Genomic DNA, 15,597 nt, shown 5'->3' with positions numbered 1-15,597 from the left:
GACCGACTGTTGGGTGTCGCCGCCGGGGCGGCTGCCGTAGCCGCCGTGCGGGCCGGCCTCGACCCCGAGGCGCGAATTGCCGCGCCACGGTCATTCGACGGTACACCGTGCGAGACGGATGTGAGCTGGCGAGCCCAGCACTTACGCGCACGGCGAACCCGGGAGTCGACCGGCGTGGTCGGGAGCGGGGCTCCCCACCACCGTGCTCAACGGTAGCCCGAGCACCTGAAAGGCGGCTGTACGTCACCCGAGAAGGGCGAGCGGAATCGCCCGCCAGCCGGTCAGCTGCGGGCGTACACCTCCGGCTTGAGGACACCGACGTAGGGCAGCTCGCGGTAGCGCTCCCCGAAGTCGAGACCGTATCCGACGACGAAGGCGGTCGGGATGTCGAAGCCCACGTACTTGACCGGCACGGTCACCTTGACCGCCTCCGGCTTACGGAACAGCGCCACCACCTCGACACTGGCCGCCGACCGGGACTCCAGGTAGCGCAGCAGCCAGGAGAGGGTCAGCCCGGAGTCGACGATGTCCTCGACCACGACGACGTGCCGCCCGGCGATGTCCCGGTCCAGGTCCTTCAGGATGCGCACCACCCCGGAGGAGGTGGTGCCCTGCCCGTACGAGGAGATGGCCATGAAGTCCAACTCCGCGGGCGGGCCCTCCCGGCCCAGCGCCCGGGCGAAGTCGGCCATGAACATGACCGCACCCTTGAGCACGCAGACGAGCAGCAGCCCGTCGGTGACGTGGGCGTAGTCCGCGGAGACCTGCTTGGCCAGTTCCGCGGTCTTCTCGCGGATCTGCGCCTCGGAAATGATCACGTGGTCGATGTCGGCGTCGTACCAGGAGCCGTCAGCCATGACCCTAGCCTGCCGTACGCCGTGGGTGGATCGTCGGCGGGGCCGCCCCTTTGTGGAACGGCCCGCGCCCGGATTTCCGGCAGAAGCTGCCAATCGCCTCAGCTGGTGCGTGATCTCCATCGACGACCACCATCGGTGGGCTTCCAGTCGGCGCAGTCGCGGCTGTCGGCGGTCAGGCCGGCGGCCGAGGCCACGGCGAGAACGAGCAGGAGGAACAGGACGAAGAGGAACTCCATGGCGGCGCTCACTTTCCTGCGATTGGTGGTGTTTTCGCCGCCGGGTGCGCACCGGGCACCTCTGAGTCTGCGCGTCCGCTTACCGGCCCGACAGTGGCAGGAATGCCACTCCCCCTCGATTTTCCGCCAGTAGCGCGGTTACCCTCGTCACATGCTGCGTTCGGTGGCCGTACTCGTGCTGGATGGGGTGGCCCCGTTCGAGCTGGGGGTACTCGCGGAGGTGTTCGGCACCGACCGCACCGCGGACGACCTGCCCGGCTACCGCTTCGAGGTGTGCAGCCCGCAGGCCGCCACCGTGCGCACCTCCGCCGGCTTCCACCTGATGCCCAACGCCGACCTGGGCCCGATCGAGCGGGCGGACCTGGTGGCGGTCCCCGCCCACCACTGCGACACCGCCGCGCCCCGGCAGGTGCACGAGGCGCTACGCCGGGCCGCCGATCGGGGGGCGTACCTGTTCAGCGTCTGCACGGGGGCGTACCTGCTGGGTGAGGCGGGTCTGCTGGACGGCCGGGAGTGCACGACCCACTGGCGGCACGTCGAGGAGCTGCAACGCCGACACCCGCAGGCCCGGGTCCGCTGCAACTCCCTCTACGTCCAGGACGGTCGGCTGCTCACCAGCGCGGGCACCGCCGCCGGCATCGACGCCAGCCTGCATCTGGTACGCCAGGAGCACGGCTCGGCCGCCGCCACCCGGCTGGCCCGGCGGATGGTCGTACCCCCGCACCGCGACGGCGGGCAGTCCCAGTACGTCGAGACCCCGATCGCCAAGGTGCCGCAGGCCTCCACCCTGGAGCCGGTGTTGCAGTGGCTGATCGGGCGGCTGGACCGGCAGGTGACCGTCGACGAGCTGGCCGCCCGGGCCGGCATGGCGCCGCGTACCTTCGCCCGCCGGTTCCGGGCCGAGACCGGCACCACCCCACACGACTGGCTGACCAACCAGCGGATCCTGCTGGCCCGTCGGCTGTTGGAGGAGACCGGGCTGACCGTGGACGAGGTGGCCGACCGGGCCGGCTTCGGTAACGCCGCCGCCCTGCGCCACCACTTCACCCGTCGGGTGGGTGCCACCCCGAACGCCTACCGAATCACCTTCCGCGACCGGGTCCCCGCCGGTTGAGCTCAGCCGAGCACCGGCAACAGCCGGTCGGCCCGGCGGACCACCCGCAGTCCTCCGGGCAGGTAGGCCGCCCCCTGGCCCCGCCAGCCGGTGACCAGGGCGTCCAGGGCGGCGATGTGCCGGTGCGACAGCGCGGCCGGCGAGGCCCCCAACTCGTGGGCCCAGGTACGCAGCACCCGGCCGCGTACCGCCCCGGCCAGGTCGACCAGGGTCTTGACGGCCAGCCCGCCGTCGGGATGCCGGGCGGAGAGCAGCGCCGCACCGGCCAACTCGTCCAGTACGGCGTTGTCCGCCGCCACCAGCCGCGCGGTGCGGGCCAGGTTGTCGATCACACCGGGACCCAGGGCCTGGACCAGCGCCGGCACCAGGTCGGCCCGCACCCGGGATCGGGCGTACGCGGGGTCGACGTTGTGCGGGTCCTCCCACGGGGTCAGGCGCAGTGCCGTGCAGGCCGACCGGGTCTGCCCACGGCTGATCTCCAGCAGGGGCCGGACCAGGGGCACCCCGGCCAACTCCCGGCGCGGCGGCATGCCCGCCAACCCGCGGGGACCCGCCCCCCTGGCCAGCGCCAGCAGCACCGTCTCGGCCTGGTCGTCACGGGTGTGCCCGGTGAGCAGGGCGGCGGCCCGATGACGCCTGGCCACCTCGACGAGGGCCTGGTAGCGGGCCTCACGGGCGGCCGCCTCGGGCCCTCCGCCCCGGCCGGCGACCTCCACCCGGATCACCTCCACCGGCGACAGGCCGGCCTGTTCGGCCCAGCGGGCCACCGTCTGGGCCCGCTCGGCCGACCCGGTCTGCAGACCGTGATCCACCGTCACCAGCCCGGCGACGTGCCCCACCCGGGGTGCCACGAACGCGGCGGCGGCGGCCAGAGCCAGCGAGTCGGCGCCCCCGGAACAGGCGACCAGCACCGGTCCCTCCGCCGGCAGGTCGGCCAACGCGCGACGCACCGCGACCCGGATCGCGGCGACCGGCGGAAAGATCGCGGCCATCGGCATCGCTCAGACTGCCGGCGGCACCGGCCCGACCGGGCCGTGTACCCGCGCCACCCAGGCCGCCGGGTCGCTCAGTTCGGTCAGCCGGGGCAGGGTCAGTGGGGACTCGAAGATCCGGTTGAAACCGGCCATGCCTACCCGCTCGACCACCGCGTGCACGAAGGTGCGACCCTCGGCGTACTGCCGCATCTTGACGTCCATGCCGATCAACCGGCGGACGGCCTTCTCCATCGGGTTGCCGGCCTCCCGGCGCCGGTTGAACCCGGCTCGGATCCGCTCGACACTCGGGATGACCTGCGGGCCGACCCCGTCCATCACGAACTCGGCGTGCCCCTCCAACAGGGTCATCAGCGCCGTCAACCGGTCCAGCACCGCCCGCTGCCCGGGGGTCTGCACGATGTCCAGCACACTGGAGCGGCTCTGCGGGTTGCGCACCACGTCGGCCAGGGTGCCCACCCCCCGGCGCAGCCGGTCGAGCAGGTGCTCACCGCCCTGCGAGGCGTCCACGAAGGCCTGCACCTCGCCGAGGAAGTAGCCCCGCATCCACGGCACCGCGGTGAACTGCGTCCGGTGGGTCACCTCGTGCAGGCAGACCCAGAGCCGGAAGTCGCGAGGGTCGGCCTGCAGCTTGCGCTCCACCTCGACGATGTTCGGCGCTACCAGCAGCAACTGGCCCGGGTCGGCCGAGAAGACCTCGTACTGGCCGAGCACCCGGCCGGACAGGTACGCCAGCACGGTGCCCGCCTGCACCCCGGTGACCCGGGAGCCGACCGCCTCGGTCAGCGCGCCGGGCTGCTTCTCCGGGGCCAGCCGACCGACCAGCGGGGTGATCACCTCACGCAGGCCGGCGATGTTGGTGGCGGCCCAGTCCCGCCGGTCGACCACCCGCACCGGCGGGTGGGCCACCTGCGAGGTGAGCCCGGTGTAGTCGGCCACGTGCCCGGCCGCTTCGTCGGTCAACCGGCGCAGGTCGGCGACCACCTCGGTGGCCTCGTCGTACGACACCCGGGGGCCGGTCTTGCCCAGGGCCCCCGCGGTCGCGACGGCCAGATCCCAGTCCACGAACTGCGCCATGCCACCCACCGTACCCGCGCCGGGACAGCAGTCCACGCCCTCGACGGCGGTCAGCGGCAGCCGCAGGTGGCCAGGGCGGCCGCGATCCGGTCCAGGGCCCCCCGGGCCGGTTCCATCCCGTCGGCCGGAACCCGATCGGTGAGTACGGCGAAGGTGAGTGGCCTGCCCTCGGCCGTGGTCACCACCCCGGCGATGGCGTGCACCCCGGTCAGGGTGCCGGTCTTGGCCCGGACCGTCCCGGCCCCGGCGGCCGTACCGGGCACCGAGCCGTACCGGTCGCGCAGGGTGCCGGACCAGCCGCCGACCGGGAGTCCACCGAAGATGCCGCCCAGCTCGGGGCGGTCCGGGCTGGCCGCCAGCGCCAACAGCTCGGTCAGCAGGGTGGGGCTGATCAGGTTCCGCCGGGACAGGCCGCTGCCGTCGGCCAGGGCCAGCCCCTCGGTCGGCAGGCCCAGGTCGGACACCACCTCGGTCATCGCCGAGGCGGCACCGGCGAAGGACGCCGGAAGCCCCCGGGCCAGGGCCACCTGGCGGGCCAGGGCCTCGCCGAGGATGTTGTCACTGTCGCTGATCATGATGTCGACCAGCCGGATCAGGGGCGGGGAATGCACCACCCCCAGCTCGGCGCCCGGGCCGGTGGCCCCGGTCGCCTCGGTGGCCCCGGTCGTCTCCGGCGGCGCGGCCGGGGCGGTGCCGCTGCGCACCGCGCTCTCCGGCACCCCCAGCAGCCGGGCGAAGGTCCGCCCGGCGACGAGTTCCGGCTGGGTTACCCGCTCGGCCCAGCCCTCGCCGGCCTTCGGATCCTTACGCGCCCCGTCGAGCATCAACGCCGTCATCTGGGCGCCGTATCCGCCGGTGGGGATGTCCTCGTCCCAACCCGGCTCCAGCCGTGGGCCGGAATAGAGCGAGGAGTCGACCAGCACCCGGGTCGGCGCGGTGCCGCCCAGCGCGGTCCGCACCTGCTCGGCGAGGTCCTTCAGGCTGGCCGCGCCGGGATAGAAGCCCTTGGCACCGGCCGCCAGGGTGGGGTCGCCGCCGCCGACGAGCACCACCTCTCCCGGTTCGGCGCCCGCGACGACCTTCGTCGGGATCCGGTACCCGGGGCCGCGGGCGGTGAGTACGGTCACCGCGGTCAGCAGCTTCGTCACCGAGGCCGGCACGGTCCCCGTACCGCCACCGCGCTCGAACAACTGCTGCCCGGTCAGGGCGTCCGTCACCGACACGTGGACCCGGCCGCCCAGGGCGGGGTCGGCGATCAGCGGGGCCAGCACGGTCCGCAGCCGGCCGGCGTCCGGCAGCGGCGCGCCGATGTCGGTGGCCGCCAGCACGGCGTTCGGCGACGGCTCCACCGGCAGGGTCTCGGCGGCGGTCGGCTCATCGGCCAACCACCCCTCGATCGGACCGGGACGCACCACGACCAGCCCCACCAGGGCCAGCACCAGGACCAGCACGGCGGCCAGCAGGATGGGCAGCCGGCGCCGCGCCGGTCGGGGCTGCTCGGGGGGTACGCCGACGGGATCGGGCGACCCACCGCCGCCGGTGGGATTCGACGGGGGTGGACCGGCCGGCGTAGAGGTGCCCGCGCCGACCGTCAGGGGCTGGGTCTGTTCCGCCCGCTCCCGCTCGGCCGGGGCGTCAGGGGCCGCCTGGGGTCGGAGAATCTGCGCCTCGGGCACCGGCACCCGGCCGGTAGCTGGTTTCGGAGTCGGCTGGGCGGAATCACCCTCACCCGCGCCCTCGGGTCGATAGTGTGAATCTTCCCTCCCCACGACCCCCTCCTCCACACCCGTAACCCGGCCTGGGTGACACTACTTCGGTCCGAAGACTATGCGGCGGTCGGAGTCGATGGGCAGGTATTCGCCTGTCCGGGGGTGCTGCCGCCGGTTCCGTCAAGCCAGCGTGGGCGAACGAGGAGCGTGCAGATGGATTTCGACGTCACGGTTGAGATCCCGAAAGGTCACCGCAACAAGTACGAGGTGGACCACGTGACCGGCCGGATCAGGCTGGACCGCACCCTCTTCACCTCCACCCAGTACCCGGCCGACTACGGCTTCATCGAGGGCACCCTGGGCGAGGACGGCGACCCGCTGGACGCCTTGGTGCTGGTGCCCGAGCCCACCTTCCCGGGCTGCCTCATCCGCTGCCGCACCATCGGCATGTTCCGGATGACGGACGAGAAGGGCGGCGACGACAAGGTCCTCTGCGTGCCCTACGAGGACCCGCGGCAGGAGCACCTGCGCGACATCCACCACCTCGGCGAGTTCGACCGCCTGGAGATCCAGCACTTCTTCGAGGTGTACAAGGACCTGGAGCCGGGCAAGTCGGTCGAGGGTGCGACCTGGGTGGGGCGTACCGAGGCCGAGGCCGAGATCCGGGCCTCGTACCGGCGGGCCCAGAAGGCCGCCGAGAGCGGCGAGTCCGCGCACTGACCCACGGCTTTCGCACAGCCCGGGGACCGCTCTAGCCGAGCAGTCCCCGGGCTTGTTCGTAGAGGCCGAGCACGGCGCAGGTGATCGGCACCACGGAGACCACCAGCAGGGTGTCGCTGAGGTCGGCCAGCCGACCCAGGTACGGGGAGACCGGGCGGCGGGCGTACGTGGTGCCACCGGCCACGACCAGCAGGGCGATCAGCAGCCCGGCGGCGGCCAGGACCAGTTGACCGTTCCGCCCCGCCGTGCCGGCCAGATCCAGGCCGAGCAGCAGGTACCCGGCCAGCCCGGCGAGCACGGGCGGCACCCGGTGGCGTACCGCCACGAACAGTCGGGCCCGCAGCAGCAGCACGGCCGCGCTCACCGCGACGAGCAGCCGACCGGCCGTGCCGGAGCCGCTGAGCACCAGCGCGGCGGTCGCCGCCAGCAGAGCGTGCCCGATCAGCAGACCGGTGAGCATCTCCTCGGTGCGCGCCACCGCCGCGTACACCCGGCTGCGGTCGGGCAGGTCCCGGACCCGGTCCGGGTCGTTCGGGGCGCCGGTGGGCAGGGTGATCGGCGGCAACGGAACCTTGCCCAGCCGGATGGCCAGCAGCGGGATGGCCCCGATCCCGAAGGCCAGCACGCAGAGCAGCACGGCCGCGGCTCCGGCCGGGGTCAGCCACAGGCCAGCCAGGGCGACCGGTGTCCCGACCGCACCGAGCACCACCCCGGCCACGAAGATCCGTAACCGGGTGGCCACCCCGACCAGACCCAGCACCGAGGCCAGCAGCAGGGTCACCGAGGCGGCCAGCAGTTCCGGGGCACCGATCCAGGGCAGCGGGCGAAACGGGCCGACCGGGTCGCCCGAGCCGACGGCCAGGGCACCGGCCGCCGCCGCGAAGGGCAGGGCGTACCCACCCAGGGTGGCCCCGGCGGGGCCGTCTCCCTGAGCCCGGGACAGCACCATGCCCGCCAACAGCAGCAGGGTCGCCAGCAGGGTCGCCGCCAGCCAACCGGCCGGCTGTCGTGGGCCGCCGGCCAGGAGGGCGAGCAGCCCGACGGCTAGCGGGACAGCCGACCCGCCCAGGGCTGCGGCCCGGGTGGCCTCGGGCGACCAGGCACCACCGCGACGGCGGGCACCCTCGGCGATCGCTTCCACGACGTCGTCGTACTCCAGTTCCGGCCACTGGGTGCTGGCCGGCACCAGGTGCAGCAGCTCACCGTCGCGGACGCCCTGGGCCAGCAGGGCCTGCCCGGCGGTCAGCGCGCTGCCGTCGGCCCGCCGCAGCAGCCATCCGCCGTGGCGTTCCCCGTCGTCGGCCAGCCCGTCCCCGGCGTGTCGCAGCACCTCCGGCAGCAGGTCGGCCAGGGGGACGTGTTCCGGCAGGGCCACGTCGACCCGGCGCTGTGCGGTGCTGACGGTGATCCGGGTCAGCCCGACTGTCATCGACCGACCTCCATTTTCAGCGGGGTGACGGCTGCGCGATCGGGAGGACTTTACCTACGATGAGCCAGCTTCGGGTTACCGAGCGCGGTCAGGAGGTCGAGTGTCCACTGTCGTCATCCGGCGGCCACCCCGGCGTCCGGCACCGCAGATCCCGGTGGGTGAGCTGCCGGTCGAGGCGCCACCGGAGATCCCCGCGGTCACCGGTGGGCGGTGGCACCAGATGCTGATGGCGCTGCCGATGCTGGGCGGCACGGTGGCCATGGCGATGATGTTCGGCCGGGGCGGTGGGGCCTACTCGTACGTGGTGGGGGCCATGTTCGGGCTCTCCTCCCTGGCCATGCTGGTCACCTCCTGGGGCAGCGCCTCGGGCAGCCCCAGGAAGTCCGAGATGATGGCGGCCCGGCGGGAGTACCTGCGACACCTGGCCACCCTGCGGCGACAGGTGCGGCAGGCCGCGACGAGTCAGCGGGCCGGGCTCTGTTACCGGCACCCGGACCCGGCCCTGCTCTGGTCGACCGTGGACAGCCATCGGGTGTGGGAGCGCCGGCCCACCGACGCGGACTTCGCCGTGGTGCGGGTCGCGGTCGGGCCGCAGACCCTGGCCACCCCCCTGGTCCCGCCGGTGACCCGCCCGTTGGAGGAGCTGGAGCCGATGACCGCCGGCGCGCTGCGCCGGTTCCTCGACGCGTACTCCGTGGTGCCGGACCTGCCGGTGGCGCTGTCCCTGCGCAGCTTCGCCCGGGTGTTCGTCCGGGGCCTGCCGTCCACCCCCACCGGTTCGCCGTCCGCCCAGGCCCTGGTCCGGGCGATGCTCACCCAACTGGCGGTGTTCCACGCCCCGGACGAGCTGCTCATCGCCGTCTGCGCCGGGCCGGAGCGCCGCAGCCACTGGGAGTGGACCAAGTGGCTGCCGCACGCCCGGCACCCGACCCGCAGCGACGCCCTGGGCCCGGTACGCCTGGTCACCAGCTCAGCCGTGGAGTTGGAGCGGCTGCTCGACGAGGTGCTGGTCAACCGCCCCCGGTTCAGTCCGGCCGGGCCCACCACGGACGGGCCCCACCTGGTGGTCGTGCTGGACGGCGGCGACCTGACCGGGGCCACCGAACTGGCCGGCGACGGCGGCATCGACGGGGTCACCCTGATCGATCTGGACACCCCACCACCCCGACTGCTCGATCGGTTCACCCTGCTGCTGGAGCTGCACGAAGGGCGCCTGCACTCCCACTCGATCGAGGAGGCCGCCGAGGTCGGCACCCCGGACGCCCTGAGCGTCGCCGAGGCCGAGGCGGTGGCCCGTCGGCTGGCACCGCTGCGGCTGGCCACCGCCACCGGCGGTACGGAGGCGGTGCCCGGTGTCGAACCGGGTCTGCCGGAGTTGCTGGGCCTGGGTGACCCGACCGGCTTCACCGTCGAGCAGGGCTGGGCTGCCCGGTCGGCGCGCGGGCGGCTGCGGGTGCCGATCGGGGTCGGCGTCGACGGCGGCGCGATCGAGCTGGACCTGAAGGAGTCGGCGCAGGACGGCATGGGCCCGCACGGGCTGCTCATCGGCGCCACCGGCTCCGGCAAGTCCGAACTGCTGCGTACCCTGGTGCTCGGGCTGGCCGCCACCCACTCCTCCGAGCAGCTCAACTTCGTGCTCGTGGACTTCAAGGGCGGGGCCACCTTCGCCTCCTTCGACCGGCTGCCGCACACCGCAGCGGTGATCACCAACCTGGCGGACGCCCTGCCGCTGGTCGACCGCATGGTCGACGCGATCAACGGGGAACTGGTCCGCCGACAGGAGCTGCTGCGCCGGGCCGGCAACTTCGCCAGCCTGCGTGACTACGAGCGGGCCCGGGCGGCCGGCAGTCCGCTGGCCCCCCTGCCCTCCCTGCTGTTGATCTGTGACGAGTTCTCCGAGCTGCTCTCCGCCAAGCCCGACTTCATCGACCTCTTCGTCCAGATCGGCCGGTTGGGGCGGTCCCTGGGGGTGCACCTGCTGCTGGCCAGCCAGCGCCTGGAGGAGGGGCGACTGCGCGGGCTGGACACCCACCTGTCGTACCGGATCGGTCTGCGTACGTTTTCCTCGCTGGAGTCGCGCACCGTGCTGGGGGTGCCGGACGCCCACGAACTGCCCCGCTCCCCCGGGCACGGGTACCTGCGGTTCGGCACCGAGCCGCTGCTGCGCTTCAAGGCCGCGTACGTCTCCGGGCCGGTGCGTAGGCGGGGGGTCTCGGCTTCGGCGGCCGGCCCGGACCGGCCCCGGCTGCTCGCCTTCTCCACCCATTTCACCCCCGCCGCCCCGGCCCCCACCCCGGCCATCACCGCCGAGCCGGAGGAGGAGACCGGGCAGACCCTGCTCGACCTGCTGATCGGCCGGTTGGCCGGGCAGGGGCCGCCGGCCCACCAGGTGTGGCTGCCCCCGCTGGAGGGCGCCCCCACCCTGGACGAGCTGGTCGGGCCGCTGACGGTCGACCCCGTGCGGGGCCTGACCTTCGGCAATCCGGAGTTGCACGGTGCCCTCCAGGTGCCGGTGGCCGTGGTGGACAAGCCGTACGAGCAGCGCCGGGACCTGTTCTGGCTGTCCCTGGACGGGGCGGCCGGCCATGTGGCCGTGGTCGGCGGCACCCAGAGCGGCAAGTCCACCGCCCTGCGTACCCTGATCTGCGCCCTGGCGCTCACCCACACCCCGGCCGAGGTGCAGGTCTACTGCCTGGACTTCGGCGGTGGCGGGTTGGCGGCGGTACGCGACCTGCCGCATGTCGGTGGGGTGGTCGGCCGGGCCGACCCGACCGGGGTACGCCGGACGGTGGGCGAGATGGCCACCCTGCTGGCCGACCGGGAGCGGGCCTTCGCGGAGTCCGGCATCGAGTCGATCAGCGCCTGGCGGCGGCGACGCGCCGCCCACCTGACCACCGGGACCCCGCAGGACGATCCCTTCGGGGAGGTCTTCCTCGTCGTCGACGGCTGGGCGACCCTGCGCGGCGAGTACGACGACCTGGAACCCCTGATCACCGACCTGGCCACCCGGGGTCTGTCGTACGGTCTGCACGTCGTGGCGACCGCGGTGCGTTGGTTGGATTTCCGCCCCGCGATCCGGGACCTGTTCGGCTCCCGGTTGGAGTTGCGCCTGGGTGACCCCTCCGACTCCCTGGTCGCCCGGCGGGCCGCGGCGGACGTGCCCGAGCAGACGCCGGGGCGGGGCATCACCGCCGCCGGTCTGCACTTCCTCACCGCCCTGCCCCAGTCCACCGAGGCGGATCCGGCCACCCTGGTCAAACAGATCAGCGGAGCCTGGACCGGGCCGACCGCGCCCCGGGTGCGGCTGCTGCCCGCGGTGCTGCCCTACCCGGACCTGGATGTCCAGACCACCACCGGGCTGCGGATTCCGATCGGGATCGCCGAGGCGGACCTGCGCCCGGTCGTACTCGACTTCGCCACCGAACCGCACTTCGTGGTCTACGGCGACGCGGAGTCCGGCAAGTCCTCCTTCCTGCGTGCCCTGGCCACCACGATCGTCACCCGGTTCACTCCGGAGCAGGCCCGGGTGATCCTGGTCGACTACCGGCGCAGCCTGCTCGGCGCGGTCGAGGAACCACACCTGATCGGGTACGGCACCACGGCCGCGCACACCACCGACCTGATGGAGTCTGCCGCGGGCTACATGCAGGGCCGCATCCCCGGCCCGGAGGTCAACGCGGCCCAGTTGCGCGAGCGGTCCTGGTGGTCCGGCCCGGAACTGTTCGTGCTGGTCGACGACTACGACCTGGTGGCCAGCGGCCCGGCGAACCCGCTGCGGTCACTTGAGGAGCATCTGCCGCACGCCCGGGACGTGGGGCTGCACCTGGTGCTGGTACGCCGTAGCGGCGGGGCCGGCCGGGCCCAGTACGAGCCGGTCGTCCAGCGGCTACGTGAACTGTCCACCTCGGGCCTGGTGATGTCCGGCAGCCCGGACGAGGGGGCCCTGGTGGGCCCGGTACGACCCGGTCCGCTACCGCCCGGACGCGGCCGACTGTTCACCCGACGGGAGGGGGTACGCCTGGTGCAGTTGGCGTACCTGCCACCGCAGTGACGTCGAGTCTCGCGAACGTCTTTGCAAGTGGGACGGAAGCGGTAATCTCCGATCGTCATGTCTGCTGCGACCGAACGGCTGAGAATGTGACCAGGGTGCGGCTCAGGGGTGCCAGGGTGCCCCGACGCCTGACCAGCCGGGCACTGCTCACGATGACGGCCGCCACCGTGTCGGTGGTCGTCGCGGCGGTGCCGGCCGCTGCCGTGCCGGTCAACCCGGTCCTGGCCGCGCCGGTGGCGTTCGCGCCCGGCGACGTGACCGACCGTCCCGACCAGATCCGCGACGAGCAGTGGCAGTTGGACAGGCTCGGCGCTCAGGTCGCCTGGCGGACCTCTACCGGCCGAGGGGTGACCGTGGCCGTGATCGATTCCGGGGTGGACGGTTCCCATCCCGATCTGGTCGGGCGGGTGCTGCCCGGCATCGACCTGGTCTCGCCGGACGGGTCGACCGAGCCGGATCCGGTGGGGCACGGCACCACCGTTGCCGGCCTGATCGCCGGGCGCAACGACGACCGTCAGGGTGTGGTGGGGCTGGCTCCGGACGCCCGGATCCTGCCCGTGCGGGTCTTGGACGAGGAGAACCGCTACGACGACGCGCTGATCGTCGCCCAGGGGGTGCGGTGGGCGGTCGACAACGGCGCCCAGGTGATCAACCTGTCCCTGGGGGGCAGCGGAGACAGCCCGGCCTTGGCCGCCGCGATCGACTATGCCTTCGCCCGGGACGTCGTGGTGGTCGCGTGTACCGGGAATCTGGCCACCTCACCGGACTCGAAGGTGTGGTATCCGGCGCGCGAGCCCGGGGTGATCGCGGTCTCCGGTCTGGAGCGGTCCAGCGACCACCTGTGGAGTGGCGCGATCACCGGCCGGGCCACCGTGCTGACCGCCCCCGCCAGTGGTCTCGTCGGCGCCCGCCCGCCCGGCGGCTACTGGCGGGTGCAGGGCACCAGCTTCGCGGCACCCCTGGTCGCCGCCACCGCTGCCCTGGTGCGGGCCCGCTATCCGCAGATGTCCGCCGGTGACGTGGTGAACCGGCTGCTGGTCACCGCCAAGGACATCGGCCCCACCGGCCGCGACGACCGGTTCGGCTACGGCCTGGTGGACCCGGTCGCGGCGCTGACCGCGGAGGTGCCCCTGGTGGAACACAACCCCTTGGACGACAACGAGACCCCGGGAGTCACCGGGTTCGGCCCGGCGCCGGGCTCCGTCCCGACGGCCACCCCGGAGGCCGACCAACTCGGCTTCACCGGCCCGCAGCAGGAGACCCGCTGGCGGGCCCGGGCGGCCGGGGTGCAGGCCGAGACCGGCTCGGAACGGCTCTGGGTGGGCTCGGCCATCCTCCTGGCCCTGCTCACCGGGGCCCTGCTCATGGCGCGCCGGTACCGGCAGTCACACCGCTGACCCAATCTGCCCGAATCCCCGGTACGCCTGCCCGCTCGGGGGTACAACATCGCCGTGGGCAGCGATCGGCGGGTGTCATGGCGGGAGCACAGCCTGCCCGCGGTCACCCCCACCCCGCGCAGCCCTGTCCCCGCCCTCACCCTGCTGCCCCTGCTGCCCTTCACCCTGCTGGCCGGGCTGGTGCTGGGTGGCTGGTCCCCGTTGCGGCGGCTCGATGTGACCGTGACCGAGACCCTGCACGGGTACGCCGTCGCCCACCCGCTGTGGGTACGGGTGATGCGGGTGTGCACGGACCTCTTCGCCCCCTGGCCCCTGCGGGCGGCGGCGTTGTTCCTGGTGCTGTGGCTGGTCAGCCGGGGCGCCAGACGCCTCGCGGTCTGGGTCCTCACCACCATGGTGGTCGGGGGTCTGCTCGGGCCGTTGCTGAAGCTGCTGGTGGGCCGGGACCGACCGGTGCTGCCGGACCCCGTGGCGGAGGCCCCCGGGCTGGCCTTCCCCTCCGGGCACGCCCTGAACGCGATGCTCGCCGCCGGGGTCCTCGTGGTGGTCTTCCTGCCCAGACCCCCCACCTCGACCCGAACCGGTCAGCCGGTGACCCGGGCCGGGCCCCTGACGCAGGCCGCGATCTGGCTGGCTGCCCTGCTGCTCGCCCTGGTCACCGGGTTCAGCCGGATCGCGCTGGGGGTGCACTGGAGCAGTGACGTGCTGGCCGGATGGCTGCTCGGCTTGGCGGTGATCATCGGCACCGCCACCGCCCTGGGGGTGTGGCCCCGATCAGCCTCGCCACCACATTCCTGACCGTCAGGTGCACTCCCCGGTGTTCACCCCCCGGGTGCGCTGCGCTCCTTCCAGGGCCACCGGGCGGGCCTCGGCCGCGGTCACCGCGAAGCCGGTGTTCGGATCGTCCGCCGCCGCAGCGAAGATCACCCCCAGGACCAGGCCGTTCGAGGAGACCAGAGGGCCGCCGGAGTTGCCGCTGCGCACCAGCGCCCGGATGGTGTAGATCTCGCGGGTCACACTGCCGGAGGAGTAGATGTCCGGCCCGGTGATCCGGTCGACGTCCCGGACCCGCGCCGACTGGGCGTTGTAGGGGCCGTCCAGCGGGAAGCCGAGCACGATGGCGTCCGCCCCGGTGGAGGCGTTGCCGGCGGCGAACCGCAGGGAGGGGCCGGGCAGCCCGGGCACGTACAGCACGGCCAGGTCCCGGTTCGGGTCGTAGACGACGACCTCCCCCTCGTACCGGTCGCCCCGCAGCTCCACCGCCACCGAACGGGTACCGGCCACCACATGCGCGTTGGTCATCACCCGGTCCTTGGCGTACACGAAACCGGAGCCCTCTATCCGGCGGGAGCAACTGGGGGCGGACCCCAGCACCTTGACCACGGAACGCTGGCCGCTGGCCACCACCTCCGAGCCGGCCAGCGCCGGGTCCGGGGGCTCGACCTGCCGGGCCTGGGTACGCCGCAGCCCGTCGAAGACGTCCGGGAACCCGTTGGTGTCGACCGTGTCGCGCAAGGCGGTCGACAACTGCTGCGCCTGGTCGGGCAACACCCGGTCGACCACGTTGAGCAGGGCGCTGCTGCGTACCGAGGCGGCCAGCCAGGGCAGGGAGGAGGAGCCCAGCGGCACCGCGACCAGCCAGGCGACCAGGAGCACGGCGAAGAGCGAGACGAAGGCGCCGCCGATGTCGTCGATCCGCCGACCCACATCACTGTTGATCGTGCGGCGCAGATGTGACCCCAACCAGCCGGCCAGGGCCTGACCGACCACGGCCAACCCGAAGATGGCGACGAGTGAGACCAGGACCCGGGTGCCGCCGTCGACGAACTGCTGGGCGAACATCGGCCCGATCTGGAGCCCGATCAGGGCACCCAGGAAGAACCCGGAGAACGACAGCACCCCGATGACGAACCCCTGTCGGTATCCGCTGATCGCGAACACGAGCATGAGCATGAGCAGGACGAGATCCACGGCCGACACGGGTCAAGCGTACGGGCCGACAGCTCGCGGAAGGC

At 73.2% G+C, this 15,597-nt stretch carries 12 protein-coding genes; 5 read left to right on the top strand and 7 right to left on the bottom strand.

All coding sequences use genetic code 11. The annotated features are described in order from the left end of the window. Positions 1 to 281: 281 nt before the first annotated feature. Positions 282 to 857, bottom strand: coding sequence for a hypoxanthine phosphoribosyltransferase (hpt, locus tag OIE53_RS24045; RefSeq protein WP_327023752.1), 576 nt, complete (start codon positions 855 to 857; stop codon positions 282 to 284). Between the two features lie 98 nt (positions 858 to 955). Further along, positions 956 to 1,093, bottom strand: a complete 138-nt coding sequence (locus OIE53_RS24040) for a hypothetical protein (protein WP_327023751.1) — start codon at positions 1,091 to 1,093, stop codon at positions 956 to 958. Positions 1,094 to 1,244: 151 nt separating this feature from the next. Here OIE53_RS24040 and OIE53_RS24035 point away from each other — a divergent pair, with 151 nt between their 5' ends. Next, positions 1,245 to 2,207 carry a GlxA family transcriptional regulator gene (locus OIE53_RS24035; RefSeq protein ID WP_327023750.1) on the top strand — a complete coding sequence of 321 codons (963 nt, stop codon included), beginning with the start codon at positions 1,245 to 1,247 and terminating at the stop codon, positions 2,205 to 2,207. A gap of 2 nt (positions 2,208 to 2,209) precedes the next feature. On the opposite strand, the gene tilS is transcribed toward OIE53_RS24035, so the two are convergent. Genes tilS through dacB form a run of 3 tightly spaced genes read right to left on the bottom strand, consistent with a single transcriptional unit; the run spans position 2,210 to position 5,748 of the window. After that, entirely contained in the window at positions 2,210 to 3,199 is a 990-nt protein-coding gene (tilS, locus tag OIE53_RS24030) for a tRNA lysidine(34) synthetase TilS (protein WP_327023749.1), read from the bottom strand. A 9-nt stretch (positions 3,200 to 3,208) separates the two neighbouring features. Continuing rightward, positions 3,209 to 4,276 (bottom strand): zinc-dependent metalloprotease, encoded by a 1,068-nt coding sequence (locus tag OIE53_RS24025; RefSeq protein ID WP_327023748.1) that lies wholly within the window; start codon positions 4,274 to 4,276, stop codon positions 3,209 to 3,211. 50 nt (positions 4,277 to 4,326) lie between these two features. Further along, a complete protein-coding gene (gene dacB, locus OIE53_RS24020) occupies positions 4,327 to 5,748 on the bottom strand; it encodes a D-alanyl-D-alanine carboxypeptidase/D-alanyl-D-alanine endopeptidase (RefSeq protein WP_327027380.1) in 1,422 nt (473 codons plus the stop codon). Positions 5,749 to 6,198: 450 nt separating this feature from the next. Here dacB and OIE53_RS24015 point away from each other — a divergent pair, with 450 nt between their 5' ends. Next, complete coding sequence (locus OIE53_RS24015; RefSeq protein ID WP_327023747.1) at positions 6,199 to 6,705, top strand: inorganic diphosphatase; 507 nt, start codon at positions 6,199 to 6,201, stop codon at positions 6,703 to 6,705. Positions 6,706 to 6,736: 31 nt separating this feature from the next. Here OIE53_RS24015 and eccD read toward each other — a convergent pair whose 3' ends face one another. Further along, complete coding sequence (gene eccD, locus OIE53_RS24010; protein WP_327023746.1) at positions 6,737 to 8,134, bottom strand: type VII secretion integral membrane protein EccD; 1,398 nt, start codon at positions 8,132 to 8,134, stop codon at positions 6,737 to 6,739. A 100-nt stretch (positions 8,135 to 8,234) separates the two neighbouring features. On the opposite strand from eccD, the gene eccCa reads away from it, so the two are divergent. The 3 genes from eccCa to OIE53_RS23995 all read left to right on the top strand — a co-directional run bounded on the left by eccCa (position 8,235) and on the right by OIE53_RS23995 (position 14,380). After that, entirely contained in the window at positions 8,235 to 12,185 is a 3,951-nt protein-coding gene (gene eccCa, locus OIE53_RS24005; protein ID WP_327023745.1) for a type VII secretion protein EccCa, read from the top strand. A gap of 86 nt (positions 12,186 to 12,271) precedes the next feature. Beyond that, a complete protein-coding gene (gene mycP / locus OIE53_RS24000; protein WP_393340348.1) occupies positions 12,272 to 13,582 on the top strand; it encodes a type VII secretion-associated serine protease mycosin in 1,311 nt (436 codons plus the stop codon). Between the two features lie 27 nt (positions 13,583 to 13,609). Then, a complete protein-coding gene (locus tag OIE53_RS23995) occupies positions 13,610 to 14,380 on the top strand; it encodes a phosphatase PAP2 family protein (protein WP_393340371.1) in 771 nt (256 codons plus the stop codon). A 3-nt stretch (positions 14,381 to 14,383) separates the two neighbouring features. On the opposite strand, the gene OIE53_RS23990 is transcribed toward OIE53_RS23995, so the two are convergent. Continuing rightward, positions 14,384 to 15,562, bottom strand: a complete 1,179-nt coding sequence (locus OIE53_RS23990) for a MarP family serine protease (protein WP_327023744.1) — start codon at positions 15,560 to 15,562, stop codon at positions 14,384 to 14,386. Positions 15,563 to 15,597 lie beyond the last annotated feature (35 nt).

The organism is Micromonospora sp. NBC_01739, assembly GCF_035920385.1.
Classification (GTDB): domain Bacteria; phylum Actinomycetota; class Actinomycetes; order Mycobacteriales; family Micromonosporaceae; genus Micromonospora.
Note: the sequence above shows the minus strand (reverse complement) of the source record. Positions and strands in the feature narration are given on the sequence as shown.

Bases quoted from the DNA above. Each gene is read 5' to 3' on its own strand.
- hpt (WP_327023752.1), bottom strand. From the start codon at position 857: ATGGCTGACGGCTCCTGGTACGACGCCGACATCGACCACGTGATCATT.
- OIE53_RS24040 (WP_327023751.1), bottom strand. From the start codon at position 1,093: ATGGAGTTCCTCTTCGTCCTGTTCCTCCTGCTCGTTCTCGCCGTGGCC.
- OIE53_RS24035 (WP_327023750.1), top strand. From the start codon at position 1,245: ATGCTGCGTTCGGTGGCCGTACTCGTGCTGGATGGGGTGGCCCCGTTC.
- tilS (WP_327023749.1), bottom strand. From the start codon at position 3,199: ATGGCCGCGATCTTTCCGCCGGTCGCCGCGATCCGGGTCGCGGTGCGT.
- OIE53_RS24025 (WP_327023748.1), bottom strand. From the start codon at position 4,276: ATGGCGCAGTTCGTGGACTGGGATCTGGCCGTCGCGACCGCGGGGGCC.
- OIE53_RS24015 (WP_327023747.1), top strand. From the start codon at position 6,199: ATGGATTTCGACGTCACGGTTGAGATCCCGAAAGGTCACCGCAACAAG.
- eccD (WP_327023746.1), bottom strand. From the start codon at position 8,134: ATGACAGTCGGGCTGACCCGGATCACCGTCAGCACCGCACAGCGCCGG.